The sequence below is a fragment of the Mycobacterium sp. 852002-10029_SCH5224772 genome, from assembly GCF_001667315.1.
Lineage (GTDB): Bacteria > Actinomycetota > Actinomycetes > Mycobacteriales > Mycobacteriaceae > Mycobacterium.
Genome location: NZ_LZHT01000084.1, coordinates 161,506 through 175,054 on the forward strand (window position 1 = coordinate 161,506; position 13,549 = coordinate 175,054).

Annotated in this window: 12 protein-coding genes; 9 read left to right on the plus strand and 3 right to left on the minus strand. The window is 66.9% G+C overall.

Annotated elements, in window-relative coordinates:
* Positions 1–4: 4 nt before the first annotated feature.
* Positions 5–892, plus strand: coding sequence for a methylmalonyl Co-A mutase-associated GTPase MeaB (meaB, locus tag A5775_RS15005; RefSeq protein WP_067253516.1), 888 nt, complete (start codon positions 5–7; stop codon positions 890–892).
* Between the two features lie 171 nt (positions 893–1,063).
* Here meaB and A5775_RS15010 read toward each other — a convergent pair whose 3' ends face one another.
* The 3 genes from A5775_RS15010 to A5775_RS15020 form a co-directional block, all read right to left on the minus strand.
* Complete coding sequence (locus A5775_RS15010) at positions 1,064–1,807, minus strand: class I SAM-dependent methyltransferase (RefSeq protein WP_067253519.1); 744 nt, start codon at positions 1,805–1,807, stop codon at positions 1,064–1,066.
* A gap of 139 nt (positions 1,808–1,946) precedes the next feature.
* Positions 1,947–3,563 carry an FAD-dependent oxidoreductase gene (locus A5775_RS15015; RefSeq protein ID WP_067253523.1) on the minus strand — a complete coding sequence of 539 codons (1,617 nt, stop codon included), beginning with the start codon at positions 3,561–3,563 and terminating at the stop codon, positions 1,947–1,949.
* A 26-nt stretch (positions 3,564–3,589) separates the two neighbouring features.
* The gene (locus A5775_RS15020) at positions 3,590–4,267 is read right to left on the minus strand and encodes an IclR family transcriptional regulator (RefSeq protein WP_067253526.1); all 678 of its coding nucleotides are present in this window, start codon (positions 4,265–4,267) and stop codon (positions 3,590–3,592) included.
* A gap of 125 nt (positions 4,268–4,392) precedes the next feature.
* Here A5775_RS15020 and A5775_RS15025 point away from each other — a divergent pair, with 125 nt between their 5' ends.
* Genes A5775_RS15025 through A5775_RS15060 form a run of 8 tightly spaced genes read left to right on the plus strand, consistent with a single transcriptional unit; the run spans position 4,393 to position 13,546 of the window.
* On the plus strand, positions 4,393–5,256 hold the full coding sequence (locus A5775_RS15025; RefSeq protein WP_067253529.1) for an alpha/beta fold hydrolase: 864 nt from the start codon (positions 4,393–4,395) through the stop codon (positions 5,254–5,256).
* Positions 5,256–6,980 (plus strand): bifunctional 3-(3-hydroxy-phenyl)propionate/3-hydroxycinnamic acid hydroxylase, encoded by a 1,725-nt coding sequence (locus tag A5775_RS15030; protein ID WP_067253532.1) that lies wholly within the window; start codon positions 5,256–5,258, stop codon positions 6,978–6,980. Before A5775_RS15025 ends, A5775_RS15030 begins: the two co-directional genes overlap by 1 nt.
* Positions 6,928–7,845 (plus strand): 3-carboxyethylcatechol 2,3-dioxygenase, encoded by a 918-nt coding sequence (locus A5775_RS15035; protein ID WP_067253535.1) that lies wholly within the window; start codon positions 6,928–6,930, stop codon positions 7,843–7,845. Before A5775_RS15030 ends, A5775_RS15035 begins: the two co-directional genes overlap by 53 nt.
* A gap of 8 nt (positions 7,846–7,853) precedes the next feature.
* Entirely contained in the window at positions 7,854–9,581 is a 1,728-nt protein-coding gene (locus A5775_RS15040) for an FAD-binding protein (protein WP_156660714.1), read from the plus strand.
* Positions 9,582–9,583: 2 nt separating this feature from the next.
* Complete coding sequence (locus A5775_RS15045) at positions 9,584–10,885, plus strand: LLM class flavin-dependent oxidoreductase (protein ID WP_067253540.1); 1,302 nt, start codon at positions 9,584–9,586, stop codon at positions 10,883–10,885.
* Positions 10,886–10,918: 33 nt separating this feature from the next.
* Positions 10,919–11,749 carry a coniferyl-alcohol dehydrogenase gene (locus tag A5775_RS15050; RefSeq protein WP_067253543.1) on the plus strand — a complete coding sequence of 277 codons (831 nt, stop codon included), beginning with the start codon at positions 10,919–10,921 and terminating at the stop codon, positions 11,747–11,749.
* Positions 11,733–12,725, plus strand: a complete 993-nt coding sequence (locus A5775_RS15055; protein ID WP_067253546.1) for a cyclase family protein — start codon at positions 11,733–11,735, stop codon at positions 12,723–12,725. Before A5775_RS15050 ends, A5775_RS15055 begins: the two co-directional genes overlap by 17 nt.
* Positions 12,725–13,546 (plus strand): alpha/beta fold hydrolase, encoded by an 822-nt coding sequence (locus tag A5775_RS15060; RefSeq protein WP_067253549.1) that lies wholly within the window; start codon positions 12,725–12,727, stop codon positions 13,544–13,546. Before A5775_RS15055 ends, A5775_RS15060 begins: the two co-directional genes overlap by 1 nt.
* Positions 13,547–13,549: the final 3 nt, after the last annotated feature.

A 13,549-nucleotide genomic window follows, 5' to 3' on the forward strand; every position in this document is an offset into this window, starting at 1 on the left:
GTACATGACCATCGCTGACCTGATTGACCGCGCGCGCAACGGATCTACCCGCGCGGCAGGTCGGCTGCTCAGCCTCGTCGAGGGTGAGCAGCGCGACGAGGTCCTGGGGGCCATCGGACCCGCACCGGAGGGCATGGGGCCGGTCATCGGCATCACCGGGCCGCCGGGTGCGGGCAAGTCGACGACGGTCGCCGCGCTGGTCGGCGCCTACCGCACGCGCGGCTGCCGGGTGGCGGTGCTGGCCGTGGACCCGTCGTCGCCGTTCAGTGGCGGCGCGCTGCTGGGGGATCGGATTCGAATGGCCGCGCATATCAACGACTCCGACGTCCTCATTCGCTCGGTGGCGACCCGAGGCCATCTCGGCGGGCTGGCCGCTGCGGTTCCGGCGGCCATCCGCCTGCTGGGGGCGATCGGCTACGACGTTGTCCTCCTCGAGACCGTGGGGGTGGGACAGTCCGAGATCGAGATCGCCGCCGTCGCCGACCCGACCGTCGTCATTCTCAATCCCGGCGCGGGCGACGCCGTTCAGGCCGCCAAGGCCGGGGTGCTGGAAGTCGCCGACATCGTGGCGGTCAACAAGGCCGACCGGGAGGGCGCCAAGCAGACCGTCCGCGATCTTCGGGCCGAAACCAGCGCCCCGATCGTTTCGCTGATCGCCGCCCGGGGCGAGGGCATCGAGGACCTGATGGCCGTTATCGAGGACCACCGCCGCACCGACAGCCGCGACCGGCGCCTGGCCCGCGCCCGCGCGCAGATCCTGTCGCTCGCCCAGACCCGGCTGCGGACCCAGCCGGATCTCGACCGGCTCGCCGAGGCGGTCGTCGACGGCGATCAGGATCCCTACACGGCGGCCGAGCGGCTGCTCTCACCGCCCGCACGTCAGACGGACTGACGGCTCTGACGCCGTCGATCGCGCCGCTTCGGCGGTCACACGAGTCACGCGGGTATCAGTTTGGCTGGCATGAAGTGAGTTTGATTTGCGCTATCACCGGCGCTATCACAGATGAGACTCACCTAGTGGTCGGGCACGCAGCTGGCTTGACGGCTAACGAAGGCGGGCGCCTCAGCCGCAATCGCTGACGAGTAGGCGGTAGCCTGCGTCGAGCTGTTGTCTTTCAAGCAGTTCCGCGTGTCGATGCTGCCACCGTCCGGAGCGCAGGTCGGCCGCGAGCCGATCCAGCCCTTCGGCCAGATTGGCCTCATCTGCGTATGCGAGCATGGAGATACCGGCGCGGACGGTGGGGTCGAGATAGGCCTGGGGCCGGCGCCAGTAGGCGGCGCCGAATCCGTCGGTGCAGTCGTGCGGTACGGGCACCGTGTGCACCTGCGCTCCGCCCAGCAGCTCCACCAATCGCTCGATCGGCACGTACAGCGCTTCGTTGATCCGTGCCGCCTCGGGCAGATATTCACGCAGCAACCAGAAGTCACCGGTCACTTCTTGATCCCAGGTGAAAACCACGACGCGCCGGCGGCTGACCCGGCGCAGCTCGCCGATCCCGGCGGCCAGATCGCCCCAGTGATGCACGGTCAGCAAGGCGATTGCGGCGTCAACGCACTTGTCCCGCAGCGGCAATGCCTCCGCCACGGCCTGCACACACGGTGCTGATCCCGGTGGACGCTGGGCGATCATCACCATGCTGGGCTCGACCGCGGCGACGGTCTCGGCCGGCTCATAGGAGCCGGTACCGGCCCCGACGTCGACGACGGTGCCCATCGCGGCGAGCGCCGCGCGCACCTGCGAAGCGATCCGCGGGTCGGGCCGGCGAGTGCTGCGATAGGTAGCACCGATCCGGTCGTAGGCAACCATCAACTCAGGATGACGCAGGCCGGACCGAACGCGCCAGCACCATCGCCCCGATCACCCTGGCACCGAGTGGCGCCGATGGACGAATCCACGGCGATTTTCGTACCTAGGGCCCACGCTCGGCGCGCAAGGCATGCACGCACTATTTCAGATCGACAGATTTCCCGGTCGCGGCCGCATGGCCCGCTCGGTACCCGAAAACCATTGCCGGACCGAGTGTTCCGCCGGCGCCGCCGTATGCCCGCCCGGTCACGCCGCCCATCGCATTGCCGGCGGCGAATAGCCCCGGTATCGGCTCGCCGCCGACGTGCAGAACGCGCGCATCGTGATCGGTGCGCGGGCCGCCCTTGGTGCCCATCGCGCCGATGCTCACCGGCACCGCATAGTAGGGAGCGGTGTCGATCGGGCCGAGCGTCTTCCCGGCCTGTGTGGTCGCGCTGTCGTCGCCCCAGTAGCCGTCATAAGCGCTGGAACCCCGCCCGAATTCGGGGTCTTCGCCGGCGGCCACGTGACGGTTGAAGCTCTCGACGGTGCGGGTCAAACCGTCGGGGTCGATGCCGGTCTTGGCGGCCAGCTCCGTAAGGCTGGCCGATTCGCAGAACCAGTCCGGGACGGGTTGTCCCGGTTCGATACCGAGAAATCCATAGCGCTGCAGGTGAACCGCATCGAACACCATCCATCCGCGATCGTTGACATACCCGCCGCGAGGATCCAAATAGTGGAAGGCGCCGGCCATCGAGTTGTAGTCGCACGCTTCGTTGACGAATCGCTGGCCCGCGGAGTTGACGATGATGCTGCGCGGTCGCGTCCTTTCCAGTCGCACGCTGCGGCTGCGTGGTTTGCCCTCGATGGTGTCGCCGGGGATCTGCACGATCGGCACCCACCACGCCTCGCCCATGTTGGCCAGGTCGGCCCCGTGGGCCATCGCCATGCGCAGCCCGTCGCCGGTGTTGTTGGGCGGCGAGACAGCACCACGCATGGGGCCGCGCAGAAAGGCCTGTGCCAGAGCCGGATCCCATTCGAACCCACCGGTGCCCAGGATGATCCCGCGGCGGGCGCGAACGCTGATCGTCCGGTCCGGGAGGGCGACACGCACCCCGGTGATCTCTTTGCCCTCGGCAATGAGTTCCTCCGCGCGCGCGTTCACCCGCGGCCTCACCCCGGCGTCCAGCAGACCCTTGAGCAACCCCGCGATCAGCGCCGTCCCGGCGACGCACAGGTGGCCGGTCCGTTCGTCGATCGCCGCGTGCAGGCGCGCCCTGGTCTCGGCGTCGAAACCGACGTTGGACCAGTCGGCCGGGAAAGATGTTATCCGCGTTGCCCATTCGCCCAATTGGGCCAGATCGAAGGGAGCCGCACTCAGCGAGCGACCGCCGGCCGGCTGTCCTCCCGGCAACTCCGGCCGATAGTCGGGAAAGCCGGTCGCGATCTCGAAGTGCAGGCCGCTGTGCGCCTCGATGAAGTCGAGCATCGCCGGGCCGGTGCGTACGAACGTTTCGACCAGCTCGTCGTCCATGGAGCCGAGCGACTGTGCGCGCAGGTATTTCAACGCGTCGGCGGGCGTCAAATCCCCGTCGGGAGAACGGTTGTGGGCGGGGATCCACACGATGCCGCCGGACACGGCGGTGGTCCCGCCGACAGTCGCGGCCTTTTCGTAGACCTCCACCGAAGCGCCCGCCACGACCGCGGTCAGCGCGGCGGTGAGGCCGGCGCCGCCACTACCGAGCACGACGACATCGACTTCGTGGTCCCATGACATGGACTGTTATCCCTTCAGCTCAGTGGCTAGCTCAGGAGCTCGGCCAACTGCTTGGCGGCCTTGACGACCGCGTCTTTCCCGCGCATCACGACGTCTTCTCGGTGCGAGATGAGGTTGATGCACGTCGGTGGGGACGGCGCCGGGCGACGCACCCCCACGGCCAGGCCGTAGGTATTCGGTTCGATCTCGCCGTACGTCGTCACCCAGCCGCGCTCGCGCGCCCGCGAGACCAGCTCTCGCTCGCCCGGGCGCGGCGGCATGCACGCCAGCAAGGCGATGCCCGCCGCGCCGCGGTCGAGCGGGTATCGACTGCCCTCGTGAAAGGACAGCTGGTAGGCGACGTGGCTGGGCACGATGACCGCGATCGCGACCTGCTGGTCGCCCTCGGCGATGAGCAACGACACCGTTGTGCCGAGATCGTCAGCCAGCGCGCGCAACGTCGGCAGACTCAGTTGGCGCACGTTGCGGTCGAAGGACGCGCCGAGCACGGCGAGCCCGGCCGCGGGACGGTAGCGGCCGTCTTCTCCCTTGGCCACCAGCCGGAACTCGGCCAGCGTCGTGAGCAATCGGTAGGCGATGGTGCGATGCACCCCGATCTGATCGGCGAGCTGTTGCACCGTGAGCCCGGCAGGGGAGTCGGCCACCATCTGCAATGCGGACAGACCCCTGGCCAGGGTTTGCGACCCGGTGCCGGAACCCGTCACAGCCTTGACAGACCTTCCCGCGAGAGCCAAGCTCTATATATAACGCACATCAGTGTGCGATATTAGCACACAAGGTAAGTCGAAGACGAGACGAGATTTCCCCGATCTGGAGGCCGGACAGGACCGTGACGGAGTTCGAGAGCATCTGGAGCGATCTCCAGGGCGTCGCGTTTGAGCAGGGCTACCTCGACGCCGCAGGAATACGAACCCGCTACCTACGGGCCGGGGACCCCGGCAAGCCGGTGCTGGTTCTGTTGCACGGATCGGGCGGTCACGCCGAGGCCTACGTGCGCAACCTGGCGGCCCACGCGGATCATTTCTGGACCTGGTCGATCGACATGCTGGGCCACGGTTACACCGACAAGCCGGGCCACCCGCTGGAGGTACACCACTACGTCGAGCACCTGATGACCGTGCTGCGCACCATCGGTGTCGATCGCGCGTGCGTCAGCGGTGAATCCCTCGGTGGCTGGGTGGCCGCCCGCGCGGCCGTCGACCACCCCGACGTGGTCGACCGGCTGGTGCTCAACACCGCCGGCGGCTCGCAGGCCGATCCCGTTGTGATGCAACGGATTATCACGCTGTCCATGGCGGCCGCCGAGGATCCCACCTGGGAAACGGTTCAAGCTCGGATCAAGTGGCTGATGGCCGACAAGTCCCAGGACTATGACGACCTGGTCGCCAGTCGCCAGCGCGTCTACCGGCAACCGGGATTCGTCTCGGCCATGCGCGACATCATGGCGTTGCAGGATCCCGAGATTCGGGCGCGCAACATCCTCGGCCCGGCCGAATACGGCTCGATCATCGCCCCGACGCTGGTGCTCTGGACCAGTGACGACCCGACCGCCGATGTCACGGAAGGCCGGCGCATCGCGTCGATGATCCCGGGCGCGCGCTTCGAGGTGATGCCCGGCTGCGGCCACTGGCCGCAGTACGAGGACGCCAAGACCTTCAACCGCCTCCATCTCGATTTCCTGCTGGGCCGCTGATGGCCGCTCCGGGGCAAGGGACACCTGACACCGAGACCGACGTACTCGTCGTCGGTGCGGGCCCGGTCGGTTTGACCCTGGCCAACATCCTTGGCCTGCAAGGCATCCGCACGATCGTGGTCGAGGAGCGCGACACCCTCATCGACTACCCCCGCGGGGTGGGACTGGACGATGAGTCGTTGCGCACGTTCCAGTCGATCGGCCTTGTCGAGCGGGTGCTGCCGCACACGGTGCCCAACCAGATTCTGCGCTTCATGGACGCCAAGCGCCGCGTGCTCGCCGAAATGGCCCCGCCCGACGCGCGTTTCGGATGGCCGAAGCGAAATGGATTCGTGCAGCCGCTCGTCGATGCGGAACTGCTTTCCGGCCTGGACCGATTCGAACATGTCCAGGTGCGGTGGGGTAGCCCGATGACGGGGTGCCGGGAAGACGCCGACGGGGTCACCGTCGAGTTCGGTGGCGGCGCCGAGAACAACGGCGACACAACGCGGCTGCGGGCACGATACGTGGTCGGCTGCGACGGCGGCCGCAGCATGACCCGCCGCGTGATGGGTGTGTCGTTCGACGGGACGACGTCCTCGACGCGGTGGCTGGTGGTCGACATCGCCAACGACCCGCTCGGGCATCCGAACAGCGAGGTCGGCGCCGACCCCGAACGCCCGTACGCCTCGATCTCCATCGCCCACGGAATCCGCCGCTTCGAGTTCATGATTCACGCCGGCGAGACCGACGAACAGGCGGAGGACCCGGCCTTCCTGCAACAGATGCTGGCCCGAATGGTGCCCCACCCCGACCGGGTCGACGTGATCCGGCGCCGGGTCTATACCCACCACTCGCGGATCGCCAACGCGTTCCGCCAGGGCCGGCTGCTGCTCGCCGGCGACGCCGCGCACCTGATGCCCGTGTGGCAGGGTCAGGGCTACAACAGCGGGATCCGCGACGCCGCGAATTTGGGCTGGAAGCTCGCGGCGGTGGTGAGTGGTCACGCCGACGACAAGCTGCTGGACACCTATGACGTGGAGCGCCGCAAGCATGCGCGCGCGATGATCGACCTGTCCACCATGGTGGGCCGTGTGATTTCGCCGACCAACCGCCGGGTCGCCGGCGCGCGGGACCTGCTCGTGCGGTCGGCGTCAATCGTGCCGTCGCTCAAGCGATATGTGTTGGAGATGCGGTTCAAGCCCATGCCGCGCTACGAGCACGGAGCCGTCGTCCACGCCGCGCCCGGCCGTGCGGATTCGCCGGTCGGGACGCTGTTCATCCAGCCGCGAGTCGACACCCGAGACCAACAGGATGTGCTGCTCGACGACGTGCTCGGCACGTGGTTCGCCGTGCTGTGCTGGAACAACAATCCCCGCAAACTTCTCGGCGAAGCCGCCTTCGCAAGCTGGAAAGCGCTGGGTGCGCGCTTCTTTGCGCTACGGCCGGTGACGCAGTTGCACTGGACCGGGCACGACGACCCCGATGTCGTGGTCGTCGGCGATCGGCGCGGTGACCTCAAATCGTGGTTCGACACCCATTCCGATTCGGTGTTGTTTTTGCGCCCCGACCGGTGCATCGCGGGCGCGTGCATCGCTCAGCGCACCCCCGACCTGAGCGCCGCGCTCTTTGACACGCTGACCCTGACGCCAAAAGGGGGTGAATTGCAAAGTGGCACTGGCTCTGTGCTGTATGTCGCACAGCCCGCTCCTGAGTCTTCCGGGGCCGTCGCAGGACCTGCTTGACGACATCGAGGGCGCAATCGCCGAGGCGCGAGGATTCGTCGAAGATTTCGATCCCGAACTCGTCGTCACCTTCTCCCCGGATCACTACAACGGGTTCTTCTACAAAGTGATGCCCCCGTTCTGTATCGGCACCAGCGCCACCGGAGTCGGCGATTACGGCACCCATGCCGGCCCGCTGGACGTGCCGGAGGAGCTCGCCGTCGATTGCGCAAAGGCCATCCTCGACGCGGGCGTCGACATCGCGGTATCGGCCAGCATGGACGTGGATCACGGTACGGTCCAGCCGCTCGAAAAGCTGTTCGGTGACGCCACTTCGCGTCCCGTCATCCCGATCTTCGTCAACGCGATCGGGGTGCCGCTGGGCCCAATGCATCGCTGCCGGGCGCTCGGTGCCGCCGTCGGCAACTATCTGGCCAGCCTGGACAAGCGAGTCCTGCTGCTGGGTTCCGGTGGGCTCTCGCACAGCCCGCCCGTGCCGACGTTGGCGGCCGCGGCCCCGCCCGTGCTGGAGCGGATCGTGCACGGCCGGCCGATGACATCCGAGCAGCGCCAGGCGCGGCAGGCGGCCGTCATCGATGCGGCCAAGAACTTCGCCGCCGGAGACAGTGACCTGCAACCACTCAACCCGACGTGGGACCACCGATTCCTGGAGATCATCGACGGTGGATGGCTGAGTGAATTGGATCAGTGGTCGAACTCGTTCGTGGCCCACGAGGGTGGCAGTTCCGCACACGAAATCCGCACGTGGGTGGCGGCATTCGGAGCGCTGGAGGCCGCGGGACCCTACGAAACTACGGGACGCTACTACAAACCCGCTCCCGAATTGATCGCCGGTTTCGCCATCAGAACGGCACTTCCGAAATGACGGACGCAGTGGACGATTTCGATCACGTTGTCGATGTACTCATCGTCGGATCGGGCGGTGGAGGCATGACGGCCGCCCTGACCGCCCAGGCCGCCGGGCTCGACGTCTTGGTGGTCGAAAAGTCTTCCCACTTCGGGGGTTCTACCGCGTTGTCCGGAGGCGGCATCTGGGTTCCCGGGGCGCCCGCGCAGCGCCGGGAGGGTTACGCGCCCGCACCCGAGGGTGTGGTCGGCTACCTCAAGCAGATCACCGAAGGCCTGGTCAGCGAGGCCCGGATACGGCAATACGTCGAAGCCGCGCCGCAAATGCTCGAATTCCTGGAGCAGCTGTCCGACTGGTTCGAATTCGTCTGGAAGCCAGGGTATGCCGACTACTACCCGGAGCTGCCCGGCGGCTCCGAACTCGGCAGCACCATCAACGTTCCCCCCATCGACCTGCGCACGTTGGGCGCCGACGAGCAGCAGCTGCTGCAGCCGCTGGCGCTGGCTCCCAGGGGAATCTGGTTGGGCCCCAAGGAACTGCGAACCTTCTACCGGATCCGCCAGTCATGGGCCGGCAAAGGCGTATTGCTCAAGCTGATCGCGCGGATGGTCAGGGCCAGGGTCTTCGGCGAGCGGATGGCCGCGATCGGACAGTCGCTAACGGCCCGGCTCAGATTGGCGCTGAGGGAACGCGGCATCCCGCTGTGGCTGAACGCGCCGATGATCGAGTTGCTCGCCGACGCCGACGCAGCGGTGACCGGCGCGGTGGTGGAAACCGACGGCAAGTCCCAGCGGATCGGAGCGCGGTGCGGCGTGATCCTGGCATCCGGCGGATTTGACCACGACCTCGCCTGGCGCAAGGAGCTTCTCCCCGAGGTGGACCAGGACTGGAGCTTCGGCAACCCGGCGGCGATGGGCGACGGCATCCGCGCGGCGCAACAGGTCGGCGCCGCGACGGACCTGCTCGACGAAGCCTGGTGGTTCCCGGCGATCCAATGGCCGGACGGCCGCATGCAATTCATGCTCAACGAACGGATGATGCCGGCGCAATTCATCGTCAACGGCGCCGGTAAGCGCTTCATCAACGAAGCGGCCCCATACATGGATTTCGGGCACGCCATGATCGAGGGCCAAAGATCCGGCGTCACCCATATCCCGTGCTGGCTGATCACCGACCATCGGTCATTCAATCGCTACGTCGTCGGGGGACACCTGCCGATACCGAAAATCCCGCTGGCGCCGGTGCCCACCGGTCGCAAGATTCCAACGGCCTGGCTGGAATCGGGTGTGGTGAAGGCGGCGACGACGTGGGATGAAATGGCGGCCAAGATCGGCGTGCCCGCGGCTCAGCTTGCCGAAACCGCCAGCCGCTTCAACGAACTCGCCCGCAAGGGCCACGACGACGATTTCAACCGCGGCGACAGCGTGTACGACAACTACTACGGCGACCACACCTTGCCCAATCCGAACTTGTATCCACTGGGCGATCCGCCGTACTACGCCTTCCGGATCGTCCTCGGGGACCTCGGGACCTCGGGCGGCCTGCGCACCGACGAACACGCCCGCGTCCTGCGGGCCGACGACACCGTGGTGCCGGGACTCTACGCGGTGGGCAACACCTCCGCGCCGGTGATGGGCCGCAGCTACGCCGGCGCCGGTGCGACCATCGGCCCAGCGATGACCTTCGGTTATGTCGCGGCGAAACACGTTGCGGCCCAAGCAGCCAATCGAGCCGTTAATACTCATAGGAGGTAACAATGAAAATCTCGCTGTTCTACGAATTCGCCCTGCCGCGGCCCTGGGCGCCCGACGACGAGCACATCATGATGCAGGACTGCCTCGATGAGGTCGAGGCCGCCGACAAAGCTGGCTTCTCCACCGTGTGGCTGACCGAGCATCACTTCCTCGAGGAGTACTGCCACTCGACGGCGCCGGAGATCTTCTTGGCCGCGGCCAGCCAGCGGACCAAGAACATTCGCCTCGGGTTCGGCATCATGCACCTGCCGCCCGTGGTCAACCACCCCGCGCGGGTCGCCGAACGCATCGCCACGCTGGACCTGCTCTCCAACGGCCGCGTCGAGTTCGGCACCGGGGAATCGTCGTCGGTCGGTGAGCTGGGCGGGTTCAACATCGACCCCGCCGACAAGCGGGCCCAGTGGGAGGAGGCCCTCGAGGTCTCGATCCGCTGCATGATCGAAGAGCCCTTCACCGGCTTCAACGGCGAGCACGTGCAGATGCCGGCGCGCAACGTCGTTCCCAAGCCGCTGCAAAGGCCGCATCCGCCCGTCTGGGTCGCTTGCACGCGGCCCGCCAGCGTGCAGATGGCCGCCCAAAAAGCCATCGGCGCTTTGAGCTTCGCCTACACGGGCCCCGGCCCGCTGACCGAGCGGGTCAACGGCTACTACAAGGAATTCGAAGAGAACGGCGTCCCCGTCACCCCGCTAATCAACCCGAACATCCTCGCCATCGGCGGCGACCTGTCGATGATGGTGGCCAAGACCGACGAGCAGGCGTTGCAGCGGCTCGGGCAGGGCGGCGGGTTCTTCTCGTTCGGCATCATGCACTACTACATGACCGGGGTGCACACGCCCGGGCGGACCGGAGTGTGGCAGCGCTATCTCGAAGAGGTCGAAAAGGATCCGACGCTGGCGTACGGGCCGGGGCGGGGTGCCATCGGGTCGCCGGCCACGGTGCGCGAATTCCTGCGCGGCTACGAAGAAAGCGGCGTCGACGAGATCATCCTGCTGCTCAACCCACGCAGCCACGAGGGCACCATGGAATCCATCGAGCTGATGGGCAAAGAGGTGCTTCCCGAATTCATCGAGCGCGACGCAAAGGCGGTGGCCGACAAGGCCACCCGGCTGGCGCCCGTCATCGAAAAGGTGGAGGCCCGCCGGCCGAAATCGACCGCACCACAGTTCGACGAGGCTTACTCGTTTGGTGGACTGCCCACCGGCCGTGGCGGTAAGTTCACCGCAAGCGAGATCCCCGAAGCGATGGCGGAGATCAACGAAGGCCGCGTGCAGGCGGCGCAGCGGGCGAAGGACCAGCAGAAGTAGAGCCAGAGTTCTACCAGGATTTCGAGGCGAGCCTTGGGAGAGATCGACGAGCTGTGGCGCTACGACGGCCGCCGGGCGGTGGTGACCGGATGCGCCTCGGGCATCGGCGAATACGTGGTACGCCAGCTCACCGACCTGGGGGCCGATGTCGTCGGATTGGACAAACGCCGACCCGACTTCGGACTCGGCGCGTTCCATGAGGTCGACCTGGCCGATGCGGCGTCCATCGATCGCGCGGTGGCATCCATCGACGGGCCGGTCGATGCGCTGTTCAACGTCGCCGGGGTCTCCTCCGGCGTCGGCGACCCCAAGCTGATCGTCACGATCAACTTCTTGGGGTTACGCCACCTCACCGAGGCGCTGGTCCCGAAGATGCCCGCGGGGTCGTCCGTCGTCAGCGTGTCCTCGCTCGCGGCGGCCGCCTACCGGGAACATCTTCACGAAGTGGCGCCGTTGCTCGACACCGCGACCATGGCGGACGGCGTCGATTGGTGCGATCGGCATCCCGACGCGCTGGGCACCGGCTACCAGCTGTCCAAGGAAGCCATCATCCTGTACACCATGCGCAGCGCCACGCCGCTGGGCGCCCGGGGGATCCGCATCAACTGCACGGGGCCCGGGGTCACCGAGACGCCGATCCTGGACCAGCTACGCAGGGCATACGGGCAGGGCTTCCTCGACGACATCCCCAAGCCGCTGGGTCGTGTTTCCGAACCCGCGGAACAGGCCGCGGTGCTGCTCTTCCTGAATAGCCGTGCGGCCAGTTATATTTCGGGTCAGGTCGTGTGGGTCGACGGCGGAAACGTGGGCGCCGCGATCGCCCGTGAACTCGAGGAGGGACGGGCGCATGGCCGACTTGACTGATTTTCGGCGGGTCGCGCGCGACGTCTCCAATTGGGGCCGCTGGGGTGACGACGACGAGCTCGGCACGCTGAACTTCATCACCGCGGAAAAGGTCGCCCAGGCGGCGAGCCTGGTCCGGCACGGCAGGGTCTTTCCGCTCGGCGTGGACTTCGGCGCGTCGGGCCCGCAGGGCGCCTTCGAATATCGGCACAACCCCGTCCATATCATGACCATCGATGGCGGCGACGCGAAGACGCTGGCCCAGTACGGCCCGGGCTGGGCGAGCAACCCAATAGCCCAGCAGCTCAGCAGTTACATGGGCGACGACAATCCGTTCCGCTTCAACGACGACTTGATCATCATGCCGTTACAGGCGGCAAGTCAGTGGGACGCGTTGTCGCACGTCTACTACGACGAGCAGCTCTACAACGGCTTCCGAGCGGATTCGGTGACCAGCTTGGGCGCCGTGCATTGCGGAATCGACAAGGTGGACGGCAAGGGCATTGCTTCGAGAGGCGTGCTGCTGGATCTGGTCCGCCACCGGAATGCGGAAGTCTTTCTCGAGCAGGGGAATCCGATCACACCCGAAGAGTTGGACGATGCCGCACGCGCACAGGGCGTGCGGATCGAACGCGGTGACATCGTGCTGATCCGGACCGGTTGGTGGACGAGGTTCGCGCAGACCGGGGACAAGACCGCTTCCTTCTCCGGACTGGACTGGAGCTGCGCCTCGTGGCTGCACGACCACGAGGTCGCCGCCGTCGCGTCCGACAACCTGCAGGTCGAGGACCTGGTCTCGGGAGTAGAGGGCGTATTCCTGCCCCTGCATCTGCTCTGCCTGCGCGACATGGGAATGATGTTTGGCGAGTACTGGGATCTCACCTCGCTGGCCGAGGACTGCGCCGCCGATGGCGTCTACGAATTCCAGCTCGTCGCCCCGCCACTGAGAGTCGTTGGTGCAGTGGGATCCCCGGTCAACCCGATTGCGATCAAATGATGGACTTTCAGCGTAAAACCATGTTGGTGGACGGCCTTTCCACCGGCTACCTGGAAGCCGGCGAGGGCGATCCAGTGGTGTTGCTGCACGGCGGTGAGTTCGGGGCCGGCGCCGAACTTGGTTGGGAACGCAATATTTCCGCGCTCGCCGCACGCTATCGGGTGCTGGCCCCCGATATGCTGGGGTACGGAAGTTCGGCCAAGGTGATCGACTTCGTCGACGGCCGCGGCATGCGGATCCGGCATGTCGCGCGGTTTTGCGAATTGCTCGGCATCGGGTCGGCGCACTTCGTCGGCAATTCGATGGGGGCCATCAACCTGCTCACCGACAGCACGTCGGACACGCCGCTGCTGCCGATCCGCAGCCTGGTGATCGTCTGCGGGGGCGGGGAGATCCAGCAGAATCAGCATTTCGAGGCGCTGCAGAACTATGACGCCACGTTGCCGGCCATGCGCCGCATCGTCGAAGCGCTGTTTTTCGACCCCGCCTATCCCGCCGACGACGACTACGTGCGGCGCCGCCACGCGTCGAGCACCGCGCCGGGGGCGTGGGAGGCTATCGCCGCGGCCAGGTTCCGTCGCCCGGGGGCCACACCGTCGGCCACCCCGTCGAGCGCGCGAGCCTACGAACGTATCGGCGTGCCAACGCTTGTCGTCGAGGGCGGGGGCGACAAGCTCCTGCCCGGCGGCTGGGCGGCGCAGATCGCCAAGCAGATCGACGGCGCCCGGTCGGTGGTGGTCGACAACGCCGGCCACTGCCCTCAGATCGAGCAGTCGTCGGTCGTCAACCAGTCGCTGATGGATTTCTTGGGCACCCTCTGATCG

What these genes read in the sequence shown, in the direction of transcription:
- A5775_RS15035 (WP_067253535.1), top strand. Translation starts at nt 6,928, where the DNA reads ATGTCGCACAGCCCGCTCCTGAGTCTTCCGGGGCCGTCGCAGGACCTG.
- A5775_RS15055 (WP_067253546.1), top strand. Translation starts at nt 11,733, where the DNA reads ATGGCCGACTTGACTGATTTTCGGCGGGTCGCGCGCGACGTCTCCAAT.
- A5775_RS15045 (WP_067253540.1), top strand. Translation starts at nt 9,584, where the DNA reads ATGAAAATCTCGCTGTTCTACGAATTCGCCCTGCCGCGGCCCTGGGCG.
- A5775_RS15015 (WP_067253523.1), bottom strand. Translation starts at nt 3,563, where the DNA reads ATGTCATGGGACCACGAAGTCGATGTCGTCGTGCTCGGTAGTGGCGGC.
- A5775_RS15030 (WP_067253532.1), top strand. Translation starts at nt 5,256, where the DNA reads ATGGCCGCTCCGGGGCAAGGGACACCTGACACCGAGACCGACGTACTC.
- meaB (WP_067253516.1), top strand. Translation starts at nt 5, where the DNA reads ATGACCATCGCTGACCTGATTGACCGCGCGCGCAACGGATCTACCCGC.
- A5775_RS15060 (WP_067253549.1), top strand. Translation starts at nt 12,725, where the DNA reads ATGGACTTTCAGCGTAAAACCATGTTGGTGGACGGCCTTTCCACCGGC.
- A5775_RS15010 (WP_067253519.1), bottom strand. Translation starts at nt 1,807, where the DNA reads ATGGTTGCCTACGACCGGATCGGTGCTACCTATCGCAGCACTCGCCGG.